The organism is Chenggangzhangella methanolivorans (assembly GCF_042648545.1).
GTDB lineage: Bacteria > Pseudomonadota > Alphaproteobacteria > Rhizobiales > Methylopilaceae > Methylopila > Methylopila methanolivorans.
The window spans coordinates 584,335-605,698 of record NZ_JBHRXS010000004.1 but is presented as its reverse complement, the minus strand read 5'-3'; the positions used below and the strand labels follow the sequence as shown (position 1 = coordinate 605,698).

Sequence of the window (21,364 nt, the reverse complement as noted above, 5' to 3'; positions counted from 1 at the left end):
AGCATGCGAAGAGTCGCTCTCGCCATCGCCATCTCGGCGGCCGTCGTCCCGGCTTGGGGCGAAACGGGCCAGTCCGGCGTCTGGACCTACACCTACGAGCCCTCCTCGACCGGCGAGGGGGGGATCGTCACCGCGCTCGCCCCGGCGCCTTCGCCGTCCGCCGATCCGAACGACCCGAGCCATCTCGTCGCGCGCTGCCTCGGCGGCCGCGTCGAATTTCTGGTCGGCGGCTCCGGGGGCTGGGGATTGTCGCGCGGCCAGATCGAGATCACGACCCGCGTCGACGATCATTCGTCCGAGACCCGACGTTGGGATGTTTCGACCAACGGCAAGGCGGCGTTTCTGAGCGAGGGCGTCGAAGCGTTCCTCGCTGCGCTTTCGGACGACGGGGAGCTTCGCGTCATGCTCGCGGACGCGGCCGGCGCGCGTCGCGAGACGACGTTCTCCACGAAGGGCGTCGCCGAGGTCCGCGCGAAGATCGCCAAAGCGTGCCCGCCCGGTCGATGACGGTCCGAACTAGTTCAGGCGCCCGACATTCGCCGTCGGCGCGCTCGCGGAGCCTTGTGAGAGGAACGCCCTGTCGACGGAGATCGTCCGGGACGCAGTCGCGTTGTTCACGCCGAAAACCATGCGGCCATAGCGATCCGTCGCGGCCCCTCCGAGAATCTCCACGTCTTCCGGAGAAAGCCCGCTCGCTCCCGTGAAGAGAAAACCACTTGCTTTGGGATCCGCCCAGAGAGCCGGCACGCCGACCGGCGTGCTCGTCGTCGTGGGCGATCCGGTGCAATTGGAGGTTCCGCTATCGATCGAGCGGCAATTGACGATGCGCAGCACTTTGACGGTCATTTCGCCCGCGGCCTGCGTCTGGGAAAACACGAAGCCCGCATAGCCGCAGCGCGTCGCCACGCAATCGGTGAACCTGGTGCCGAAGCCGTTGTGAGCCTGCTTGAAGCCCCACGTGTAGCAGTCCGTCGCCGAACATCTTTCGAACCGCAGTCCCCGCCCAGGCGCATCGAAGGCTTGATCGACATTGGAGACCTGACAGTCCGAGAAGACATTCCCCGACGAGCCGGGTCCGGTCCAATGCGAGATCCCGCGGGTCCAGAGCGCCTTCGTCTGGAACCGCGTCTCGCCGCGCGGAAAGCCGGACGCCCGATATCCCAGCAGGTTCTTCACCACGACTCTGGAAATGAGGTTGTCGGTGTTGGCGCCGTCGAGCGCGAGGCCGACAAGCACGTCGTCGCGCGCGGCGTCGTCCTCCCACGTCATGTCGTGAATGGTCACGTTCGACAGCCGTCCGCCGACATTCGCGCGCCAGAGGACGCCGGAACCCTTGCCGTCGCCCGTGACGTCGCAGCGGGCGACGACCGGCTTCGTGCAGCCGATGACGGCGATTGCTGCGCTCGTAAGCGCCACGCCGCTGGTCCGCGCGCCGTTGCGGTCGACGCGAACGTCGCGGATCGTCGGCCCGGTCACGTTCATCGCCGTGATGACCCCGTACTCAGCCATCTTGGCGATGTCGGGACCGATGTATTTGATGGTCGCGTTCTGGAGCAGCCCATCGTCGAAGAGCCGCAACGTGTTCGAAACGCAATAGGTGGCGCCGCCGCCGTCGAGGGGCGTGCCCGCGCTCAAAAGCTTCTGGATCGCCGCCTGCTGATCGCTGCCGTCGGACTTGACGCCTGCGGCCGCCATCGAGACCGGCCGTTCGGCGCGACGCGCATGGGCGTCGACGACAGCGAGACCTGTGCCGGCCGCCAGACCGAGGAAAAACCCACGACGGGTCAATGTTGCAGTCACGGCGTCCCCCGATCAGACTTCGCTCGCACGCGAATATGGCGTTCGCGCGCCAGACTAGCATCGGTGAAGATCCATGGCGCGCGGTTGACACCGCCCTGCCCCGCCCCCACAGTTTCCTCATCATCCGAGGGGCGCCCGGCGACGGGCTGAGACGGCTTCGGCCGGACCCTTTGAACCTGATCCGGGTCATGCCGGCGAAGGGACGGGAGCAAACGGCGCGTCAGCGCCGACCTCTCCGTTCCTTCTCGCGATGCGACGTCCGGATCCCTTGCGGCCTTTGCGGCCGGGAAGGACGTTGAGATGCGCGTCACCGTGGTGGGCGCAGGCGTCGCCGGCCTCGTGGCGGCGGTCGAACTCGCCGAGCGCGGACATGAGGTCGAGGTGCTGGAGCGGAGCCCCCGCCTCGGCGGAGCCGCCTGCGCCTGGTCGGCCGGCGGAATGATCGCGCCCTGGTGCGAAGCCGAAGCCGGCGAGGAGGAGGTCGCCGAAAAGGGTCCCGAAGCGCTCGCTTGGTGGCCGCGCCAGATCTCGCAAGCCAAGATCGAGGGCACGCTGGTCGTCGCCTCGCGCCGGGACCACGCCGAACTCGCCCGTTTCGCCCGGATGACGGAGCGTTTCGAGCACGCCGACGCCGTGCGGATCGGTGAGCTTGAGCCGAACCTCTCGGGCCGCTTCGACAAGGGCCTGTTCTTTCCCGAGGAAGGCCACGTCGACCCGCGCGAGGCGCTGCCGGCGCTCGTGCGGCGGCTGGAAGCGCTCGGCGGCGCTGTCCGCTTCGGCGTCGACGCCGACCCGGAGGCGCTCGACGCCGACGCCGTGCTCGACTGCCGCGGCCTCGCGGCCAGGAACGCCGTCCCGGAGCTCCGCGGCGTGCGCGGAGAAATGATGCTGCTGCGCACGGCGGAGATCGCGTTCAAGCGCCCGGTTCGGATGCTGCATCCGCGGCTGTCGCTCTATGTCGTGCCGCGCGCCGACGACATCTTCATGGTGGGCGCGACCTCCATCGAGAGTTCTTCACGCGCGAAGATGTCGGCGCGCTCCGCCGTCGAGCTTCTGAACGCCGCCTATGCGCTGCATCCGGCCTTTGGCGAGGCGGAGATCGTGGAGATGTGCGCGGACGTCCGCCCCGCTTTCCCCGACAACCTGCCGCGGCTGGAGAGGTCCGGCCGCGTGCTGCGGCTGAACGGGTTTTATCGCAACGGCTTCCTGCTCACCCCCGCGCTCGCGCGGGAGGCCGCGGAGGCCCTCGAAGAGGTTTCGGAGACGCCCCATGCGGCTGATCGTCAACGGCTCAGCGCTTGAGGTCGAGGCGGAGACGCTGGGCCACGCGCTCGACGCGCTCGACTATGGCGACGCCAAAGTCGCGACCGCGGTGAACGGCGCCTTCGTGCCGGCGGCCGCGCGCGCGACGAAAAGACTGGAAGACGGCGACCGCATCGAGATCGTCGCGCCGCGACAGGGAGGATGACGATGGACGGACCCTTGACGTTCTACGGTGAGACCATCGGCTCCCGCCTGCTGCTCGGCACTGCGCAGTACCCCTCCCCGCAGGTGCTGGCCGACGCCGCCCGCGCTTCCGGAGCCGAGATCCTTACAGTGTCGCTGCGCCGCGAATCCGGGCGACTGCGCGAAGGCCAGGATTTTTGGGGGCTGATCCAGGGTCTCGGCGTGAAGGTGCTGCCGAACACCGCCGGCTGCCATTCGGTTCAGGAGGCGGTCACCACGGCGCAGATGGCGCGGGAAGTGTTCGGAAGCTCGTGGCTGAAGCTCGAGGTCATCGGCGAGGCCGACACCCTACAGCCGGACGTGTTCGGGCTTGTCGAGGCCGCCAAGATCCTGACCGACGACGGTTTCGAGGTGTTCCCCTACACGACCACTGACCTCGTGGTGGCCGAAAGGCTGCTGGAGGCCGGCTGCAAGGTGCTGATGCCCTGGGGCGCGCCGATCGGCACCGGCATGGGGCTGAACGACGTCTACGCGCTGCGCAGCCTGAGGGCGCATTTCCCCGAGGTTCCGCTGGTGGTCGACGCCGGCGTCGGCCGCCCGAGCCACGCGGCGCACGCCATGGAGCTCGGCTACGACGCCGTGCTGCTCAATACGGCGGTCGCGAAGGCCGGCGATCCGGTAGCGATGGCCCGCGCCTTCGGCCAGGCGATCGAGGCCGGCCGCGCAGGCTTCGAGGCCGGCTGCATCGAGCCGCGCGACATGGCCGCGCCCTCGACGCCGGTGTTCGGGCGGGCCTTCGCGTAAAGCGCCGCCTTTGTCCCGGCCTTGAGCCGGGACCCAGAACCGACGCCGTTTCCGGGATTGTCGGGACGCTCGTCGCTCTCTCTCGCCGGCGTCTCGGTTCTGGGTCCCGGCTCAAGGCCGGGACAAGGTCACGACGCCTCGGTCCACCTTTACCGCCTGTTCGGAACGCCTATGACCTCCGCGAAACTCGATCCTTTCTACCCCGTGGTCGACCGCCTCGACTGGGTCCGCCGCATGCTCGGCGCGGGCGCGAAGCTGATCCAGCTCCGCATCAAGGACCGGCCGGCCGAAGAGCTGCGCGGCGAGATTCGCGATGCGTTGGCGCTCGCCCGCAAGGCTGGGGCCGATCTCGTGATCAACGACTTTTGGGAGATCGCGATCGATGAGGGCGCCAAGTTCCTGCATCTCGGGCAAGAGGACCTCGACGGCGCGGACCTGAAGGCCATCAAGGCCGCGGGCCTGAAACTCGGCGTCTCGACCCACACCCATGAGGAGCTCGACCGGGCGCTCTCGATCGACCCCCACCACATCGCGCTCGGTCCCGTTTGGCCGACGATCCTGAAAAAAATGCCGTTCGCGCCTCAGGGAGTGGAGCGCGTCACCGAATGGAAGCGGCTGATCGACGACAGGCCGCTGGTCGCGATCGGCGGGCTGACGCCGGAACGGGCGCGCCTCTGCCTCGACGCCGGCGCGGACGTGGTCGCGGTGGTCAACGACGTGTTGGGCGCCGTCGACCCGGAAGCCCGCGCCCGCGAATGGATCGCGGTGACCCGCGAGACGGCCTGATCGCGGTCAGGAAGCTCCGTCGTCGCTTTCGGTGGTGAGGTTTTCGGGCGAGACAGCGCCGGGAGGGGCGCCGTTCGTCTCATCCTTCTCACCGTCACGCCGCTTGGTCCCAAGCCGTTCGGCGGCGTCAGGCGGCTGATCCTTCGGATCCTTGCCCTTGCCGGGCTTCGCGCCTCGATCCGGCTCGAAGTCCACTGGTCTTTCCGCCTCCGCCGCGGAGGCCCCGGTGGCGGCGCTGTCTTCGGCTTCCGGTTTCGGCGATCCCGGCGTCATGAACCCTCGCATGCGTGTCGCTTCTCGAAGCGAAGCGATCACGCGCGCACAAGGTTCCGGCGTCGCTCACTCGTCGGTGAGCGGCCCGAGCGCCAGCGGCTCCATCTTGAACCACGCGGCGAGCTGCTGATAGTTCAGCCCGACGGCCTTGAGGTCATAGACGACCTCGGATCGCGTCGGGCCGACGCATTCGTCCTCGCCTTTGTCGTTCTTGACCTTCTTGCAGTAGTCTTCGCTGTCCTTGTAGTAGACCCGCCCGTAGACGCCAGGCTTGGTCTGGTCGTTGGAGGCGAAGAAGGCGTCCGGATCCGACTGCCCGCCAGCGCTCGGGAAGAAGGAGGCGTCTTGCGAGGTCGCCTGTTCGTTCCAGCGCAGGTTGTAGTCGTAATAGCCGGTGTATTCGCGCATCTGGCCGGTCGGATCGGCGAACCGGCCCTCCTCCTCGACGTAGCGGATCGAGCCCGTGACCCGGTCGGTGTAGGGGCGGTCGGCGATCGTGTAGTAGAAGTTGAGGCCGTTGGCGTCGGTGAGCCAGTTTCCGAGCTCGTAGTCGTAGTCGAGATTGCCGTTCACCTTCACGGCCGTGAGGTAGGAGAACGGTCCGGCGGCGAGCGCGAGGCTCTCGAAGCCGAGCGGATCCGGATTCTTCACGGTGATCGACACGGTCTTGCCCTCGACCACGCGCGAATAGATCTTCTCGGCGTCGGTTTTGGCCGCGCGCAGCCGCTCGGCGACGTCCCACCATTTCGTCACGCGCCGCCCCTGCAGCACGCCGCCATAGCGTGACGAGGTCTGCTGCCCTTTCACGACGTCGATGCGCAGGTTTCCGTCGGCCGGAAGATAGCGGCCGCGCTTGTCGATCGGCAGGTCGCCGCGCAGGATCGCGACGTCGGTCGCCACCTGCCCCGGGTTCGCCGGATTGAAGACGTCGAACTTGATGCTGTAGGTCATGCGCTCGCCGGGCTGGCGCTGAACCTGGCCGCGCATGATGAAGAGGTCGGCGACCGTGAGCTTCTTCAACTCGTAGGTGTCGACGCCACTGGACGAGCGCTCGGATCGAGAAGCGTAGTCGATCGTCATCTCGCCGGTGACCCGGCCCTTTTCGGCCGGAACGACCGTCGTCGCCCGGCTCTGGGCGAAGGCGGAAGGGGCGGCCATGAGCGACGCCCCCACCAAAGCCGCGGACAGACTGCGCATGTGGACGTGCGTCATTGTTCTCCCCCAAAGCTTTTATCGGGCGTGACGTTAGTCGGGGCGTCGGATAACCACAAGCTGTTCGAGCGATCAAGTCTTTGAACGGCTAAAGATTACTTGAATTTCGTTGAGAAATCCGGGCCTTGCGCATTCGGCGGCGACGGAGCCGCGCCTTGGGGGCGCTTGACGGCCGCGCGGGCCCGCCCCCAATGAAACCCGGGGCGCATCGAAGGATCAGGATGCATGGCGCGGCGCGGCGATCGAAACTACGGAACGCTGACGGACCTCGTGACGGCCGGCCGTGATCCGGAAGACTCGTACGGCTTCGTCAATCCGCCGGTGGTGCGCGGCTCGACGGTGGTCTGGCCGACCGTCGCCGACATGAAGGCCGCGCGCGGACGCTACACCTACGGCCGGCGGGGCACGCCGACCTCCGACGCGCTGTCTGATGCGCTTCAGACGATCGAGGGCGGCGACCACGTAGCGCTCGCGCCGTCCGGCGTCACGGCCGTCTCGCTCGCGCTGCTGTCTGTCCTGAGCGCCGGCGATCACCTCCTGATGGTCGACACGGTCTACGATCCGACCCGGCGGTTCTGCGACGGCTTCCTGAAGCGCATGGGGATCGAGACCGACTATTATGATCCCGCCCTCGGCGCGGACATCTCCGCGCATATGCGGCCCAACACCCGCGCGGTCTTCGTCGAGAGCCCAGGCTCCCTCACTTTCGAGGTGCAGGACGTGCCGGCGATCGCGGGAGCCGCGCACGCCCGCGGCGCCGCGGTGATCATGGACAACACCTGGGCGACGCCGCTCTATTTCCGCGCGCACGACCATGGCGTCGACCTGTCGCTGTCGGCCGGCACCAAATATCTCGGCGGACACGCCGACGTGCTGATCGGCTACGTTTCGGCGACGCAGCCCTACGCCGCCGCCCTGAAGGCGACGCATGGCGCTCTCGGCCTCTGCTGCGGGCCGGACGACATGTTCCTCGCGCTGCGCGGGCTGAGGACGCTCGGCGTGCGGCTCGCCCATCACCAGGCGTCGGGGCTGAGAGTGGCGCGCTGGCTTCAGTCGCGTCCCGAGGTCGCCCGCGTGATGCATCCGGGGCTCGAGAACGATCCGGGCCACCACCTCTGGAAGCGCGATTTTTCGGGAGCCTGCGGCTTGTTCGCGCTGGAGCTGACGCCCGGTCCGTTCGAGGCGGTGGAGGCGTTTCTCGACGGGCTGGAGCTGTTCGGGCTCGGCTATTCCTGGGGCGGTTACGAGAGCCTCGCCATCCCCTACGACGCGACGCCGATCCGCACGGCGTCGCGATGGGCCCCCAAGGGTCCGACCGTGCGGCTTCACATCGGTCTTGAGGACGTCGAAGACCTCATCGCCGACCTTGAGGCAGGGCTCGAGCGATACGCCGCCGCCTGTTGAGGAGAAGCGCGACGACAGACGACGTCAAGACAAACAAAAACCCCGCGCGGTCGGGCCGCGCGGGGTTTCCGTATTGACTAAGGACTGAGCTTAGAAGCTCAGAGCTCGGCCGGGCTGTACGAGGTGACCTCGAGGCCAACCGGGGTCTCTTCAACGATCGGGGCGGTCCAGAGAGCCATAAGATCCTCCATTAGATCTAAAGCTGGCGCGGTAGTCGCACCGCGCGGCGTCGGATCGCTGCGTCGCGTCCTGTAAGATTGAACATAGGGACGCCGGCCGCCGATGACCAATTAATTATCGGTCATGTTTGGGTGCGGCGCAGCAAGATATGTCTTAGAATTCTCACAGGTTTTGAAGCTGACCAGACCTGTCGGCCGCCATCGCCGCGTTCGCGCCGGCGTCGCGAGAACAGGCGACCGACAGCTAGATCCGCCTCACCTCGCCGGCCTTGAGGCCAAGACTCTCGATCTCGGCCGCGCTGAGCGGCTGCAGCGGCGCGCTCGGCACCGCGGCGCCGTAGGGAATGGCCTTGCGCGCCGCCGCCTTGTCGGGGATCGCAGCCGCCCAGGAGCCGTTCTTCGCGCGGTCCTCGCCCTTGAGGTTCGCCAGCGGCAGGGTCAGCCGCCAGCCGGCCGGCGTCGTCGTATCGGACATCTCGTCTCCTCCCGTCAGCCGGCGCCGTCGTCATTGGCGCCGTTGAGCTGGTCGACCGGGATCGAGCCTTCGCCCGCCGCCACCAGCAGCCGCGCCCTCACCGAATCGCGGAGCGCCGCGTTGATGCGATCCTGCCAACCTGGGCCGTCCTCCTGGAAGATCTCCAGCACGTCCTGGTCGATTCGAAGCGTCACCTGCTCGCGCGCGCCCGGGATCGTCGCGGCGCGCTGGGGTGCGGGCGCAGCAGGCTTGGCGGGCCTGAAGGCCGCCTCCGCTGCTGCGCGAGGATTGGTCGGACGGCGGGACATTCTTCGACTCCTTGGGTTCGCGCCCTCTGGCGCACCAACATAGCGCGGCCGAGACGCGTTTCCGACTGGCGAAAACCGTCGCGGCGAAATCGGCTTCGCGAAAGCCGCCCGATCCTCGTCGGGTCTTAACCTCAAGGTAGGAATTTGCGCACGCTCCGTCGTTCACGATCCGGTCGCGGAGAACGAATCCCGACCGTCTCGCTTTGTTCCGCGCGTCCCTCGCGCGCTATGATCTTTCGGCCGCCCGCCATACATTGGCGCGATTGTTTGGAGGACGTTGCGCCGATGGCGACCGCATGGGCCCCGAAACTCGGCTCCGGGAGCGGCCCGCTCTATCTCCGGATCGTAGACGCCATCGCACGCGACGTCGGATCCGGCGTTCTGCGCGAAGGCGACCGCCTGCCGCCGCAACGCTCTCTCGCACAGGCCGTCGGCGTCGACCTCACGACTGTGACGAGAGCCTACGCCGAAGCGCGCCGCCGCGGTCTGCTCGACGCCGTCACGGGCCGCGGCTCGTTCGTCGCGGCGCGCAAGGAACCCGGCGCCCCTCCGCTCGACCTCGGCATGAACATCCCCCCGGCCCCGCGCGGCGTAAGGCTCGCCGACGCGGTCGGGCGCGGCGTGGCGGACCTCGTGGCGCGCTCCGACGTCGACGCGCTGATGTCCTATCATCCAGGCGCCGGCTCCTCGGCCGACCGCGCGGCGGGGGCGGCCTGGCTCCGCCCGGTCCTCGGACCGGTCGATCCGGACCGGATCCTCGTCGCGGCCGGCGCGCAGTCGGCCATGCTCGCCATCGCCGCGACGCTCGCGCGCGCCGGCGAGACGATCGCCTGCGAACCATCCGTCTATCCCGGCGCGCTTGCGATCGCCCGGCGGCTCGGGCTAGAGACCGCGCCCGTCGCGGCTGACGAGGACGGCATGTCGCCAGACGCGCTCGAGCGCCTGTGCAGATCGTCGAGGCCGGCTCTCATCTATCTCAACCCGACGATCGGCAATCCCACCTGCATCACCATGCCGGAGGCCCGCCGCCGCGAGATTCTCGCCGTCGCGCGCCGGCATGGGCTGACGATCCTGGAGGACGATCCCTATTCGCCGCTCGCGGGCGACGCGCCGCCCGCCTTCGCGACGCTCGCGCCGGATTGCGTCTGGCATGTTCACACGGTCTCGAAATGCCTGACGCCGGGACTTCGCGTGGCCTATGTGGCCGCCCCTTCGGCGGCGGCGCGGGCCGAGCTCGTGCCGGCGTTGCGGGCGGTCAGCCTGATGGCCGCGCCGCTCATGACCGCGCTGCTCGGAGGATGGATCCGGGACGGCGTCGCGGCGGCCCTGCTTGCGGGCGTGCGCGAGGAGGCCGCGGCGCGGCAGGCGCTCGCCCGGAAGACGCTGCCGGCCTCGATACGGGCTCATCCGAACGGGCTGCACGTCTGGCTGCCGCTCCCTGAGGGTTGGGACCGCTACCGCCTCGCCGAACGCGCTCGCTCGCAAGGACTGGCGGTGGTGCCGGCGGACGCCTTCAGCGCGGGGGGAGCGGCGCCAGAGGCGGTGCGCATCTCGCTCGGCGCGGTGCCGGAACGCGCGCGGCTCGCGTCTGCGCTCGACACCCTCGCCGGCCTGCTGCGCGAGAGCCCGCGGGCCCTGCACGACGTGGTGTGATCAGGCGCGCGCCCACCGCAGGATCAGCGACAGGCTGCGAAGGGCGATCCAGCCGATGATGAGATTGGCGGCGACGAACGCCAGCGCGGCGATCTCCGGCGCCGGCGCGGCCGCGCCTTTTTCGGTCAGCCTCATGGCCGCGAGCGGCAACGCCGAGACGCCGAAGGTGTAGCCCCAGGCGGCCGGCGAGAACGCCTGTTCGCGCAGCCACGGGACGAGCCGGATCATCACAAGCGCCAGGAAGCACCCATAGCCGAGAAGCGCGAGGCCGATCGTCGTCACGCCGTGGGCTGGCTCCAGCGCGCACCAGGCGACGGCCGCGACCGCGGGGGGCGCAAGGTGGACGCCGAGCGTCGCGCGCCGCTCGACCGGAAGGCCGATGGCCAGCAGGCGCACGAGAACGACCGACTCCATCGACATCCACGACAGCAGTCCTGCGCCGAAGAACATCCATCCGGCGGTCGGCCAGCCATAGGTGGCGCAGGCGAGCCCCGCGACGAAGCCGCCGCCGACAGTCGGCATGTAAAGCACCGGGGTGACGGCCTCCTGCGCGCGGCCGCCGAGCCACAATCCGCCGATGCTCCAGGCCGCGAAGGCCGTGGCGCCGGCGAGGCCCGCCGCGAGCATGACAAGGCCGCCGGCGTGGAAGATCGGCTCGATCGCGATCGCGGCGATCAGCGTGGCGACCGGCGCGAGCGAGGCCAGCAGCGCAAAGACCGGATCGGCGAGCTCCGCCTTCGCCTCGGCGCGGTGGAACGTCCACTTCAACGCGTAGAGAGACAGCAGCGTGAGCCAGATCGCGACCGCCAGCACGCAAAGCGCCTCGCCGACGACCCACGGCGCGCCCCAGAGCCGATGCGCAGCGCGCCAGCCGTTTCCGAGCCCGCCGACGCCGAGCACGGACCCGAAGAACATCGGCCTGACGTGGGCGGCAAGCTTTACCAGCCGGCGGTCTCCTCGGCCTCGCCGACCCGCACGAGGCGGCCCTCGGCGGCCTTGTGATAATACTGGCTCGCCACCAGCCATCCTTTCAGCGGCCTCAGCGGCGGCACCAGAGTCGCCAGCATGAGCGGGAACGTCGTGAAGACGTGGACCCAATACGGCGCCTGAAAAGCGAGTTCCAGCCATACCGCGAAGCAGGCCGACGGCAGGCAGGCGAAGGTGATGGCGAAGAAGGCGGGACCGTCCGCCGGATCGGCGTAGGAATAGTCGAGGCCGCAGACCTCGCAGGACGGCCGAAGCTTCAGGAAGCCTTCGAACATGTGGCCCTCGCCGCAGCGCGGGCATCGGCCGCGCACGCCGACGTCGTAGGGCTTAAGAGGCGGATAGACGGTCGGCTGCATGACGCTGGCCTCCTCCAGATCGCTGACGCGAGCCCACGCCAGTGCGGGAAGAGCTATGGCTTGATGCATACAATGTCAATATTGTACGCACACATGTTGCAGTCACCATTCATCGCGGGCTTGCGCCGCCGCTTTCCTCAATCGCCGAGGCTTCGACGACGTAGCGGAGCGGGCCTCGGGTCACGGCGTCGAACGGCCAGCAGGTCACAAGCGCGAGACGGCGGCCGGCGGCGTGAGGATCGAGCCCCGACGCGTTCCAGGCCGCGACTCGCGTCTCCTCGACCCTGAAGCGCGCCGCGCGGCCGTCGCGGCGGAGCACGCGGATCTCGTCTCCGACGCGCACCTCCTTCAGGAACGCGAAGTGCGTGTCGCGATGGGCGGCGTAGATCGCGACGCCCGGCTCGCCGGCCTCCGGCGTGCCGTCGAGATGGCCCGGCCCGAAGGCCAGCGCTTCCCCGCTTGCGCCGGCAAGCGCGATCTCGCTGGCGCCGATCCGCGGAACCTCGATCCGCGCCACCGGCCAGGTGTCCGCCCAGGCCCAGGCCTTCGTCGGCGCGCCCGTCGCGAGGCTCGTCGCGAAGGCGCGCTCCAGCAGGATCTGGGCGAGGATCGCCTTGGCGTGGACGTAGGCGCCCTGCCCCGCGAGTATGAGGCCGGCGAGCGCGAAGACGGCGGCGAACGCAGCCCGAAGCGGGACGCGCTGCGCGATCCTCCCCCCCGCATCGGGGGAGAGGACAAGCGACCGGGACGCGCTCACGCCGCCCTCCGGCGCGCCGGGCGGATGATCAGGAGGCCGACCGCCAGCAGGATCAGCGCAAGCCCCGCACAGAGCTTCAGTTCCGCGTCGGTCGCGGTCTGGGGAAGGTTTGCGCCGGCCGAAGGCGAAGGCGTCGCGAGCGGGGCGGGAGAGGCTGCGACGCCCATCGCGGCGACCCGTTCGAGCTTCGACTGGGCGTCTGCGCGGCGCATGCCGGGAACGGTCGGACCCTGCTCGGAGCCCGGACGCTTGCCGAACACCGCGTCGAAGTCCCAGCCGGCGGGGAGGTTGAGCGGAACCTCGGCGCGGGTCAGCGTCGCGCCCGCCGGACGCCGCGGCGTCTGGTCGACCGCCACGAGGCTGGTGAGGCGGGTGGTGAGTTTGTGCTCGAGCGCCAGCTTCAGGATCTCGGCGTCGGCGGCCTCCGGGCCCGTCTCGCGCAGCGTGCGGGAGACCTCGGCGTCGTCGATCTTGCGGCGCGCCCAGAGCTTCGAGATCCCGTCGCCCGGCGCAGCCTTGGCGAGGTCGAGCTTCACCGTCCAGGGCTGGTCGCCGATGAGGCCGCCGATCTCGAGCGCGCCCGAGACCTTGGCCATGCGCGCCGCCATCACCAGCGGCTCGCCGCGATAGATGTCGGGCAGCGTGCGCGGCGTCATGTCCGCGGCGCCCTCGCTGAAGGCGGCGGTCAGGCTCGTGATCACCGGGCTTTCAAGCTTTGCGAAGAGCTCGCGCATCCGCGCGTCGACCTCCTCGGTCGAGCCAATATGCGTGAAGGTTCCGCGGCCGAGCTCCGCGGCACGCGTCATCAGGAAGCTGTTGGGCGCCGAGCCGATGCCCACCATGAAGAGGCGCGAGCGGCCGCGCCCCGAGGCGATCGCGTCGAACATGCGCTGCTCGTCGCCGATCGCGCCGTCGGTGAGGAACACGATCTGGCGCACGCGGGCGGCGTCGTTCGGGCGCGGATCGAACAGCGCGGCTTTCAGAGGCGGCAGCATCTCGGTGCCGCCCTCGGCAGAGAGGCGCGCGACGAAGGCTTTCGCCTTCGCGACGTTCTCGGGCGTGGCCGCGACGGTGTCGAGGAACAGGCGCTCCATCGTGTCGTCGAAGCGGATGACGTCGAAGCGGTCGGCGGGCGTCAGACGATCGAGCGCGAAAGCGAGGCTCGCCTTGGCCTGCCCCATCGAGGGACCGGACATGGAGCCGGAATTGTCGATCACGAAAATCGTCTCGCGCGGCCTTTTCTCTTCCTTGGCGGCGCCCGTCGGCGGGGTGACGTAGGCGACCACGTAGTCCGAGCCGCCGACGCTCTCGCGGAACAGGCCGACCGAAGGCGTCGGGCCGCTCGCCGCCGTCCACGCCAGCTCGAAGTCCCGGTCGGCCGGAACGTCGGCGGCGTCGAGCGTCACCGTGCGCGCGGCCTCGTCGGTGCCGTCGACCTTGATCTTGTGAGTCGAGCTCGCGACTTCGCCGAGCCTGAAGCCGGCGTTGAGCCGCACCGTGATCGAGACCGGGTTCGTGGGCGCCGTCTCGCGCGGGTCGTTGACCGGCGGCGTGATGCGCCCGCGATCCGGCGCCGGGTCGACCACGCCCCAGCCGCCGACGGCGTCCATCGACACCTCGGTGACGAGCGGCTTCGGAACGTAGCGCGGCGCGACCACGAGCGGGATGCGCAGCGACATGCGCTCGGCGTCCTGATGGACCGGCGCCTGATATTCGATCCGCACCAGCACGGTCTCGCCCGGACCGATATTGGCGACCGAGTTTGTGAAGAGGTTCGGGCGCTCCTGCTCGGTCAGCGCCGCGGTCTTGCCGTCGCGCTTGGCCGCCTCATAGATTTCCTTGGCCTCCTCCCGCTTTTTGACGTCCGCGACGATCACCCGGTCGCCGATCACCAGCGTCATGGCGTCGACCGCGCCTTTCTCCGGCAGCGGATACACATAGACGCCCTCCACCCAGCCGTCGGTCGGATTGGTGAAGGCCTGCGTCACGCGCGTGCGCATGGTCGGGCCCGACACCGTGACGTCGTAGTCGGCGCGCACCTGCGGAGCCTCGACGAACTTTCCAGGCTCCGCGCCCTTCAGCAGCAAAGCGCCCGAAGTCATGTCGGCGGGCTTCACGAAGGCCTGGGCGGAGCGCGCCTCGGAGGCGTTGGCCGCGACGGTCGCGACGATGAGGCCGCCCAGGCCCGCGATGCCCAGCGTCGCGGCGATCGCGATCCGGGCGACGACTCGGCGCGCGCGCGCCATCGGCGAAGGCAGGGTGAAGTCGCTCAGTCGGAGCGGCGGCAGCGATATGTCCATGGTCTGGTTCTCCCCCTCGGGCTTGGTTCGCCCAGAGAGGTTTCCGCGCCCCGGCGGCGTCCCGCGACCGGATCGATCGGCATTCGTCGGCCGCGCGCCGCCTTGCCCCGGCGAATTCCGCGCGGCTATGTGAGGTTCTGTGCGGAACGTGAGGGGATGTGGGGCGATGTCCGGGGAGGACGGGGAACTCGGCAACGCCGAAAGCGGCGCCATCGCGGATCAGGTCCGTGAGGAGCTGGCGCGGCGCCGCATGTCGCGGCAGGGGCTCGCCGACCTTGCGAAGATCTCGATCTCGACGCTCGAAAAGGCGCTCGCCGGCAGCCGCCCCTTCACCCTCGCCACCACGGTGCGGCTCGAGGAGGCGCTCGGCCGGCGTCTGCGCGACCAACCCGCGGCGGCCCGGCCGCACGCCGCCGCCCCGACCGGCTTCGCGCCGCCCGAGCTCGGCTCCTATTCGCGCCCGGCGATGTCATGGATCGAGGGCGAGTATCTGACGCTGCGCCCCTCCTTCGGAGATCCGGCCGCGGTCTACGCCTACCGCACGGTCATCGGCTGGTCGGAGGACGACTCGCGCATGACGTTCCGCGAGGGCGAGCGGCTCGACGCCGCCTTCACGCAGTTCGGCGACGTCTCGGCCCCGCATCAGTCGGGCCACATCTATCTCGTCACCAACCGGCACGGGCAGCTGCGGCTCGTCGTGCTGTCGCGCCCGACCATCGAGGGCGCGATGTACGGCGTGCTGACGACGCTGCAGTCCGGCCGCGGCTCGCAGCTGACGCCGGTCTCGGCCGCGATCGCCTTCCTGCCGCTCAAGCGCGGGGAGCCGGCGGTCTCGGGGCGCATCGGCCCGCGCGACGCCGACTACGAGCGCTGCCGCCGCCACCTCGACCGCGTCAAGCAGGACGGGTTCGCCGTGCTGATGTGACGAAGGCGCTCGTCGCCATCCGGTTTTCGCCGTGCGAACCCGTCGCAGGCGCTTGCCCGCGAGCCTGCGATCCAGCATAACCGCCGGGAAACTGCGGCGTCGGGGCGTAGCTCAGCCTGGTAGAGCGCCTGCTTTGGGAGCAGGGGGTCGCATGTTCGAATCGTGTCGCCCCGACCATCATCCCGGCGTTTTGCGCCTGCAGAGGTCCCTCACATGACCGCTCGCATCTTCCGGCCCTCCCGCAACGCCATGCAGTCCGGCGTCGCCAAGACCAAGCGCTGGGTGCTGGAGCACGACCAGGCCGAAGCGCGCCGCGTCGAGCCGCTGATGGGCTGGACCTCCTCGGCCGACACGCGCCAGCAGGTGCGCCTGTTCTTCGCCACCAAGGAGGAGGCGGTCGCCTACGCCACCCGCCAGGGCCTCGCCTTCCGCGTCGACGAGCCCAAGGCCAAGGCGCCCAAGACCGCCGCCTATTCGGACAATTTCCGCGCCGGCGCGCCCGAGCCCTGGACGCACTGACGCCCTGCCTTTCGGCCCCGTAGCTCAGTTGGATAGAGCACCAGCCTTCTAAGCTGAATGTCGCTGGTTCGAATCCAGCCGGGGTCGCCAAATTTCCCCCTCTATTCTCAGGGGTTACAGCCGGGTCCAGCGGCGCACCACCAGACCGCCAGATGGGAACGAATGGGACACAGAAGTCCCACCAGAGACCCTTTGGGCGCAGATACTCCCACCGGATTCCCACCGCAGGTTCACCCTGCGTTCCAGGGCGGCGGGAGGCCGGTGGTGTTACAACGGAGTAGCAAAAATCGAAATTTGCTACCCGAACGTAACAACCGTCGTGAGAGCCGGCTCCGTTACAACGGGATGGCAAAGGCTCCCGTTTGCCATCCCGTTGTAACGCCGGCCTGGGCCTAGGGCCGGCCGGTTTTGAAACAACGAAGTAGCGAATCCCGGATTTTGCTATTCGGATGTTTCATCGGCGCCGAAACAGAATCGGCCGCCGGGTGGAGCGCCGGCGGCCGATAGTTTGGGGAGGAAACGCCCTCAGGCGTCCTCCAGGTCACCTAGATTCGGGGGCGGCGGCGTCAAACCGGTCGCGGTCGGCCAAGCGAAACCGGAACTCCGCGTCGATCTCCGCGATCATAGCCTTGGCCGCATCGACCATCTTTGCAGGGTCCAGAGCTCCGCTGCGCATGGCCGGCGCCGGGTGAGACCAGCTGTCCAGGGCAAGGCTGGCGGTCATGCGGGCAAGCTCGAGCTGAGCGTTGTCCTTGGCGGCGAACTTGGGGTTTGGCGCGGTCTGCGTGATCATTGTGGATCTCCAAGGGATGGACCGTCGGCGGTGAGTTCGAGGGCCGGCGATAACGATAGGTCGGCCTCCATTTCTGTGGCGATCGCATCGAGCGCGTCGGCGGCGCGGCGAAGGCCGGGCGTGACGCCGACGTGGAGCGCGACCGCGATCTTGGCCTCGACCTCCTCGGTCATGCGCCGCTCACCCGAGACAATGGACGACATCAGGGCTGGCGAGATCCCCGCCGCCGCGGCGAGCCGCGACTGCCAAGTCTTGCCGAGGATGGCGCCGGCGCGTTCGAGGCGGGCGACGCGAGGGTCCCTGGTCATCAGCAGAGCTCCATGTCGAGGGCGGCCATGTCGGAACGGTCGCGAGCGCGCTCCTCCTCCTCTCGGCCGAGCGCGCTCAGGACCTCTCCCGGAGCCACGGCCCTGAGCGCCTGACGTAGGGTGGGATGGTAGGTCTCAAAGTTGTGCGGCCAGACACGGACATGGATGCGTTCGATCCGGTTGTCGATGATGCGACGGCCACGGGCGATGGTGTCGACCTCATAGATCGAGGAGGAATTTACCTCGTGATATACGGTTCGAACGTGAATCGCGTCGAAGACGAATCGGCCGTCGTTTAGGAGGCCGAGGGCACCTGACAGGCGCCCGACCTGGCGCGCCGCTGTCATCCACCAGCGCGGCAGACAGATGCGATGATCCCAGCTATCGATCCGCAGGAATTCGATCCAGCGGTATCGATGTCTGACCTCATACCGCGCCAGGTCGGCCACATGAACCGCGATCGAAAAGTTCGCGCCGGTCCGAATTCCGAGTTTCGCGGCGTGCGTGGCAAGACCTTGGCGGAGGGCCGTGAGGCGATCCGATACCTTGGTGACGGCGGGTGCCTGATAGACCCCCCGCGCCTTCCGGGTCTCCGCGCGAGCGCGCGGGAGAACCTCGCTCAATTTGCGAACAGCGAGCTCAGCCGCTTTCAGGGTCAGTCCACCGCGATCGTCCAAAGGCTCGGCGCGGAGGAGATCTAGGCGATCTTTTACCGTCGAGCGGCGGCTTGAATTGAGGGCGACGCTAATGACGGCTTTCGGAGCGCCACGACAGATAGCGTTCGCGGCCGCCTGCCAGGGGGTAAGCTCCACGTGGGTGCGCATGGATACGGGCCTCCTCTGAGGCAGGCCCGGGAGCGCCACTCGCTCGCCCGTCAGCCATGTGAATATGATATTCACGCCCGACGGGAGCGCAAGATATAGCGTGAATTTATTTTTTACATTTCGCTATGATGTCCGATAACCCTGAGTTATTGGACATCATTTTTCAGAACGTCAGGCAGCCCTCGCAGGCCAAATCAATCGGTACAAGAGAAGCGAAAAGAAGGGTCCTTCTTTTCCAAAACGTCCCCTCGCCAAGCCGGCGCTGAGGACTTCGAATCGGCGCCGAAAACTTCTTGCGCCATTCTCTCGCTGGATTCATGATCCTCCAAGCGCACCGCGGCATGGGCCCGGGCGACGGCTAGGAGGCCGAGAGAATGACGCGGATCACATCACTTTCGCAGTTGCTGGAGACGGTCTCGGACCTCAGCTCCTGCATCATCATTGCCGTCGGCGCCGACGGCCGCTCGACGGTCATCCAGCAGGGCGAGCCGGTCGTGCTCTCCGACGACGCGCCGAAGCCGATGAAGACCCGCGAGGAGGTCGAAGACCTCAAGGTCCAGTGGCGGGGCGACCCCGCCTGGGACATTGGGGACACGGAAGGCTTCGAGGCTCACCGCGACGAGCTCAAGGCGTTTCGTCTGGAACTCCAGAGAGAATGGGACGAAGCGGCCGAGCGCGTTAAGGCCGAGCGCCGCGACGCGGCCGCCCGCGCCGGCGGTATCTCGCCCGGCCACCCCGCGGTCGACTACATCCTGTTTCTCGAGGGCCAGCTCGCTCGCGTCGAAAAGCGCCTCGGTGAGGTCGCGTACGGCATCGACTTGAGCCGATCATGAGCCGCCCCTGGGCCATCGCCCTCGACCTCGGGAACGGAGACGTCGAGCTCGTCCCCGAGCTCTTCCCGTCTGAAGCTGAGGCCGCGCTGTTCGGCGACGCCTGCTTCTCCCCCATGCCATTTACGATCGTGAGGATCGACCAGTGACCAAGTTCAGCAAACTCGACCACCGCTTATACCGTGCCATGGCCAACACCCCGGCCGACCACAAGATCGCCGCCCACGCGATCATGGACGACCTCAACGCCAACCTCACCCGCATCGCTGACGAGCTCGAGGTGGCGACCGGGCTCGTAGACACCGACGCCATCGAGGCCGACATCGCGGCGCGCGAGATCCGGGCAGCCGAGGCGATCGAAGCGCTAGCGGCGTGACGACTCACGCCGACAACCGCTACTCTTACCCCCGCCGGGATCGCCCGGCGGGGGTTTTGCGCTTGGAACCTGATGAAATCGTCGAGATGATCCGGCGGGTTCTCCCCGCCGGCGCCGGCTCGCGGCTCGCGATCATCGCCGAGGTCAATCCGCGCCTAGGTGCGCGCTGGGCGAGCGGCGAGGTCATCCCGCCGGCCGACGTTTTCCAGTGGATCGATAGCGAGGACGACGTCCTGCGCCGGGCCGGCAATCCCGCGGCCGAACTCGACGCCATCGTCGAGCGCCTCCGCGCTGCCGGCCTGCAGGACATCACGATCGGCTCGCACCTCCTGGCCGCGGAAGCCCGGCTCAGAAACCGGTAACCCTGCGGGGAGTCCCCGCTTGATCTCGCTACCATCCGCAATCTAGGGTGGCTCGTTCGCACCCGGCATGGGCCAGGGCGACGGTGATCAGCGAGACCGTGCTGAATGTCCTCCCAAAATCCGACCTTCGACCCTCGCGCCGAGGACATATCGGTCGCGCGCCAGCGTGCAGTGCGTCGCGACGAGATCCTGTGCGGCGATCTACCGACGCTGGCGGACCTGCTCGTCGGACATCCGTTCCGCAGCGGTGATTTCGAGAAGGACGTCCGCTCGTGGGCGCACGTAGCGTTGAACTCGCTGGTCGTCTGCCGGCCCGAACGCGGCCGCGCCGATCTCGGGACCGCCCTTCACGAGCTCCTGGGCGATGTGAGCCTGACCAACGTCGCCGAGGCCGGCCGGGAGCTTGAGCGGCTTGGGACGTTGGCGGCCGCCGCCGACGAGAAGATCCGCTACGAGGGGCGGGTTCGGTGTGACCTCTACGCCGTGGCCGGTTTTGGGGCCCTGGAGCCGCGCGCCCGGCTGATCGGCGCGATCATGCTTCTGCAGGGGCGACACCACCAGCACCACCTGCTCGCGATGGCGGCCGGCTTGCGCTTCAGGATGATCGTCCAGGGCGGTCGGCATCCGAAGTCGCCGGGTGACCTCCATAGCGCCGGCGGGAACATCCTGCGGTCGGCGGCACGGCGGATCGGCATGGAGATGATCGCGCAGGAGAGCGTCGTGTCCGGCCCGCCGCCGGCAGAGGACATGACGGACCTGCTCGACGAGGTCATGGAGGACCGCGGCGAGATCGTGCGCGCGCCGGGCGGGCTCGCCCAGCTACGCGAGAGCCGCGTTATCGGCCTGCAAGTCGTGCCGAAGCAGCCGACGGCCGCGCCTGACCGTCTATGGAAGCCTTTCACATCGATCGCCGGCCGGCGCCTGCCGCTGGTCCGGCGCGGTGACGTGGCTGCCCACCGCCGCTCTCTCGTGCGTCGCGCGCCGCATGCCGAGGTGGCGATCGACACCATCCTGCGAGATCTGGCGGCGTCTGAGCTCGCCTGGATTCGACCGACGCTGCTGGTCGGGCCAGCAGGCGCCGGGAAGACCTCGCTCGCCCGCGCGATCGCGGAGACCGTTGGCCTGCCGGTCACGACATACGCGGCCGGCGGGATCGCCGACGCGTCCATGATGGGAACGTCGGCGCAGTGGTCGACGTCGCGGCCGAGCGTGCCGCTGGACCTGATCCGGTCGTCCGGCGTCGCGAATCCGCTGATCGTGCTGGACGAGGTCGACAAGACCCAGAGCTCGCACAACGGCTCGCTCGTCGACGCCCTCCTGGCGTTCCTCGAGCCGTCTACCTCGCGTCGATACCGGGACCTCGCGATCGAGGTCGAGGTGGACCTCTCGCGGGTCTCATGGATCGCGACTGCGAACCGGCTCGATGACGTGCCGCGGCCGCTGCTCGATCGACTCCGGGTCATCCAGGTCGAAGAGCCGACCTGGGCGCATGTCGGCGATCTCGCGCGCGGGATCCTGAACGACATCGCCGCAGAGCGTGACCTCGACAGGCGGTGGCTCGAGGAACTGGCGACGGACGAGCTCCAGGTGCTCAGGAGGGCGTGGAATGGCGGCTCGATCAGACGCTTGCGGCGGGCACTCGAGGTGCTCGTGGATGGTCGCGACATGCAGATGGGGAGGGCGTGAG

27 protein-coding genes, 2 tRNA genes and 1 riboswitch are annotated in these 21,364 nt (G+C 68.6%); of the genes, 16 read left to right on the top strand and 13 right to left on the bottom strand.

All coding sequences use genetic code 11. From position 1 onward, the window contains the following. Positions 1 to 3: 3 nt before the first annotated feature. Positions 4 to 507 (top strand): hypothetical protein, encoded by a 504-nt coding sequence (locus ACFOWB_RS08275; protein WP_261403775.1) that lies wholly within the window; start codon positions 4 to 6, stop codon positions 505 to 507. Between the two features lie 9 nt (positions 508 to 516). Here ACFOWB_RS08275 and ACFOWB_RS08270 read toward each other — a convergent pair whose 3' ends face one another. Then, on the bottom strand, positions 517 to 1,800 hold the full coding sequence (locus ACFOWB_RS08270) for a hypothetical protein (protein WP_378146704.1): 1,284 nt from the start codon (positions 1,798 to 1,800) through the stop codon (positions 517 to 519). Positions 1,801 to 1,917: 117 nt separating this feature from the next. Then, positions 1,918 to 2,020, top strand: a riboswitch (TPP riboswitch). A gap of 80 nt (positions 2,021 to 2,100) precedes the next feature. Here ACFOWB_RS08270 and thiO point away from each other — a divergent pair. From thiO to ACFOWB_RS08250, 4 genes are all read left to right on the top strand, one after another. Further along, on the top strand, positions 2,101 to 3,102 hold the full coding sequence (gene thiO / locus ACFOWB_RS08265; protein ID WP_378146702.1) for a glycine oxidase ThiO: 1,002 nt from the start codon (positions 2,101 to 2,103) through the stop codon (positions 3,100 to 3,102). After that, a complete protein-coding gene (gene thiS / locus ACFOWB_RS08260) occupies positions 3,071 to 3,268 on the top strand; it encodes a sulfur carrier protein ThiS (RefSeq protein WP_261403779.1) in 198 nt (65 codons plus the stop codon). The genes thiO and thiS overlap by 32 nt, the downstream gene beginning before the upstream one ends. A 2-nt stretch (positions 3,269 to 3,270) precedes the next feature. Continuing rightward, the gene (locus ACFOWB_RS08255) at positions 3,271 to 4,050 is read left to right on the top strand and encodes a thiazole synthase (protein WP_378146700.1); all 780 of its coding nucleotides are present in this window, start codon (positions 3,271 to 3,273) and stop codon (positions 4,048 to 4,050) included. A 171-nt stretch (positions 4,051 to 4,221) separates the two neighbouring features. Continuing rightward, positions 4,222 to 4,836 (top strand): thiamine phosphate synthase, encoded by a 615-nt coding sequence (locus tag ACFOWB_RS08250; RefSeq protein ID WP_261403780.1) that lies wholly within the window; start codon positions 4,222 to 4,224, stop codon positions 4,834 to 4,836. Between the two features lie 6 nt (positions 4,837 to 4,842). On the opposite strand, the gene ACFOWB_RS08245 is transcribed toward ACFOWB_RS08250, so the two are convergent. Together ACFOWB_RS08245 and ACFOWB_RS08240 are read right to left on the bottom strand one after the other, a co-directional pair. Continuing rightward, complete coding sequence (locus tag ACFOWB_RS08245; RefSeq protein ID WP_261403781.1) at positions 4,843 to 5,121, bottom strand: hypothetical protein; 279 nt, start codon at positions 5,119 to 5,121, stop codon at positions 4,843 to 4,845. Positions 5,122 to 5,175: 54 nt separating this feature from the next. Continuing rightward, complete coding sequence (locus ACFOWB_RS08240) at positions 5,176 to 6,267, bottom strand: hypothetical protein (protein ID WP_378146697.1); 1,092 nt, start codon at positions 6,265 to 6,267, stop codon at positions 5,176 to 5,178. Between the two features lie 279 nt (positions 6,268 to 6,546). Here ACFOWB_RS08240 and metC point away from each other — a divergent pair, with 279 nt between their 5' ends. Continuing rightward, positions 6,547 to 7,725 (top strand): cystathionine beta-lyase, encoded by a 1,179-nt coding sequence (gene metC, locus ACFOWB_RS08235; protein ID WP_261403783.1) that lies wholly within the window; start codon positions 6,547 to 6,549, stop codon positions 7,723 to 7,725. A gap of 98 nt (positions 7,726 to 7,823) precedes the next feature. Here metC and pqqA read toward each other — a convergent pair whose 3' ends face one another. The 3 genes from pqqA to ACFOWB_RS08220 form a co-directional block, all read right to left on the bottom strand. Beyond that, positions 7,824 to 7,904 carry a pyrroloquinoline quinone precursor peptide PqqA gene (gene pqqA / locus ACFOWB_RS08230; protein WP_128779492.1) on the bottom strand — a complete coding sequence of 27 codons (81 nt, stop codon included), beginning with the start codon at positions 7,902 to 7,904 and terminating at the stop codon, positions 7,824 to 7,826. Between the two features lie 244 nt (positions 7,905 to 8,148). Next, positions 8,149 to 8,379: a hypothetical protein gene (locus ACFOWB_RS08225; RefSeq protein WP_261403784.1), complete on the bottom strand. Its 231-nt coding sequence runs from the start codon at positions 8,377 to 8,379 to the stop codon at positions 8,149 to 8,151. Positions 8,380 to 8,393: 14 nt separating this feature from the next. Then, a complete protein-coding gene (locus ACFOWB_RS08220; protein ID WP_261403785.1) occupies positions 8,394 to 8,687 on the bottom strand; it encodes a BrnA antitoxin family protein in 294 nt (97 codons plus the stop codon). A gap of 285 nt (positions 8,688 to 8,972) precedes the next feature. Between ACFOWB_RS08220 and ACFOWB_RS08215 the strand changes: the two genes are divergently transcribed. Continuing rightward, positions 8,973 to 10,340: an aminotransferase-like domain-containing protein gene (locus tag ACFOWB_RS08215; RefSeq protein WP_378146694.1), complete on the top strand. Its 1,368-nt coding sequence runs from the start codon at positions 8,973 to 8,975 to the stop codon at positions 10,338 to 10,340. Here the strand turns inward: ACFOWB_RS08215 and ACFOWB_RS08210 are convergent, their stop codons facing one another. The 4 genes from ACFOWB_RS08210 to ACFOWB_RS08195 all read right to left on the bottom strand — a co-directional run bounded on the left by ACFOWB_RS08210 (position 10,341) and on the right by ACFOWB_RS08195 (position 14,686). Then, a complete protein-coding gene (locus tag ACFOWB_RS08210) occupies positions 10,341 to 11,255 on the bottom strand; it encodes an SLAC1 family transporter (RefSeq protein ID WP_261403788.1) in 915 nt (304 codons plus the stop codon). Positions 11,256 to 11,278: 23 nt separating this feature from the next. Continuing rightward, positions 11,279 to 11,683 carry a DUF983 domain-containing protein gene (locus tag ACFOWB_RS08205; RefSeq protein ID WP_261403789.1) on the bottom strand — a complete coding sequence of 135 codons (405 nt, stop codon included), beginning with the start codon at positions 11,681 to 11,683 and terminating at the stop codon, positions 11,279 to 11,281. Between the two features lie 109 nt (positions 11,684 to 11,792). Continuing rightward, positions 11,793 to 12,392, bottom strand: a complete 600-nt coding sequence (locus ACFOWB_RS08200; protein ID WP_261405621.1) for a class GN sortase — start codon at positions 12,390 to 12,392, stop codon at positions 11,793 to 11,795. A gap of 44 nt (positions 12,393 to 12,436) precedes the next feature. Continuing rightward, positions 12,437 to 14,686 (bottom strand): marine proteobacterial sortase target protein, encoded by a 2,250-nt coding sequence (locus ACFOWB_RS08195; protein ID WP_428978589.1) that lies wholly within the window; start codon positions 14,684 to 14,686, stop codon positions 12,437 to 12,439. Positions 14,687 to 14,906: 220 nt separating this feature from the next. On the opposite strand from ACFOWB_RS08195, the gene ACFOWB_RS08190 reads away from it, so the two are divergent. The 4 genes from ACFOWB_RS08190 to ACFOWB_RS08175 all read left to right on the top strand — a co-directional run bounded on the left by ACFOWB_RS08190 (position 14,907) and on the right by ACFOWB_RS08175 (position 16,274). Further along, complete coding sequence (locus tag ACFOWB_RS08190) at positions 14,907 to 15,665, top strand: helix-turn-helix domain-containing protein (RefSeq protein WP_378146691.1); 759 nt, start codon at positions 14,907 to 14,909, stop codon at positions 15,663 to 15,665. Positions 15,666 to 15,765: 100 nt separating this feature from the next. Then, positions 15,766 to 15,842: transfer RNA gene (locus ACFOWB_RS08185), tRNA-Pro, on the top strand. 36 nt (positions 15,843 to 15,878) lie between these two features. Further along, positions 15,879 to 16,184, top strand: a complete 306-nt coding sequence (locus ACFOWB_RS08180; protein WP_261403792.1) for an ETC complex I subunit — start codon at positions 15,879 to 15,881, stop codon at positions 16,182 to 16,184. A 13-nt stretch (positions 16,185 to 16,197) separates the two neighbouring features. Next, positions 16,198 to 16,274, top strand: a tRNA-Arg gene (locus ACFOWB_RS08175). Positions 16,275 to 16,725: 451 nt separating this feature from the next. Here ACFOWB_RS08175 and ACFOWB_RS08170 read toward each other — a convergent pair. From ACFOWB_RS08170 to ACFOWB_RS08160, 3 genes are read right to left on the bottom strand one after another with little or no spacing between them, the layout of a single operon-like run. Further along, entirely contained in the window at positions 16,726 to 16,977 is a 252-nt protein-coding gene (locus tag ACFOWB_RS08170; protein WP_261403793.1) for a hypothetical protein, read from the bottom strand. After that, positions 16,974 to 17,285: a helix-turn-helix domain-containing protein gene (locus ACFOWB_RS08165; protein WP_261403794.1), complete on the bottom strand. Its 312-nt coding sequence runs from the start codon at positions 17,283 to 17,285 to the stop codon at positions 16,974 to 16,976. Before ACFOWB_RS08165 ends, ACFOWB_RS08170 begins: the two co-directional genes overlap by 4 nt. Beyond that, a complete protein-coding gene (locus ACFOWB_RS08160) occupies positions 17,285 to 18,109 on the bottom strand; it encodes a hypothetical protein (RefSeq protein WP_261403795.1) in 825 nt (274 codons plus the stop codon). The genes ACFOWB_RS08165 and ACFOWB_RS08160 overlap by 1 nt, the downstream gene beginning before the upstream one ends. A 374-nt stretch (positions 18,110 to 18,483) precedes the next feature. On the opposite strand from ACFOWB_RS08160, the gene ACFOWB_RS08155 reads away from it, so the two are divergent. From ACFOWB_RS08155 to ACFOWB_RS08135, 5 genes are all read left to right on the top strand, one after another. Then, positions 18,484 to 18,942, top strand: a complete 459-nt coding sequence (locus ACFOWB_RS08155) for a hypothetical protein (RefSeq protein ID WP_261403796.1) — start codon at positions 18,484 to 18,486, stop codon at positions 18,940 to 18,942. Next, positions 18,939 to 19,088, top strand: a complete 150-nt coding sequence (locus ACFOWB_RS08150) for a hypothetical protein (RefSeq protein ID WP_261403797.1) — start codon at positions 18,939 to 18,941, stop codon at positions 19,086 to 19,088. The genes ACFOWB_RS08155 and ACFOWB_RS08150 overlap by 4 nt, the downstream gene beginning before the upstream one ends. Beyond that, entirely contained in the window at positions 19,085 to 19,315 is a 231-nt protein-coding gene (locus tag ACFOWB_RS08145; RefSeq protein WP_261403798.1) for a hypothetical protein, read from the top strand. The genes ACFOWB_RS08150 and ACFOWB_RS08145 overlap by 4 nt, the downstream gene beginning before the upstream one ends. Then, positions 19,312 to 19,677: a hypothetical protein gene (locus ACFOWB_RS08140; RefSeq protein ID WP_261403799.1), complete on the top strand. Its 366-nt coding sequence runs from the start codon at positions 19,312 to 19,314 to the stop codon at positions 19,675 to 19,677. Before ACFOWB_RS08145 ends, ACFOWB_RS08140 begins: the two co-directional genes overlap by 4 nt. 171 nt (positions 19,678 to 19,848) lie before the next feature. Continuing rightward, positions 19,849 to 21,363: an AAA family ATPase gene (locus tag ACFOWB_RS08135; protein WP_378146686.1), complete on the top strand. Its 1,515-nt coding sequence runs from the start codon at positions 19,849 to 19,851 to the stop codon at positions 21,361 to 21,363. The last annotated feature ends 1 nt before the right edge of the window (position 21,364 follow it).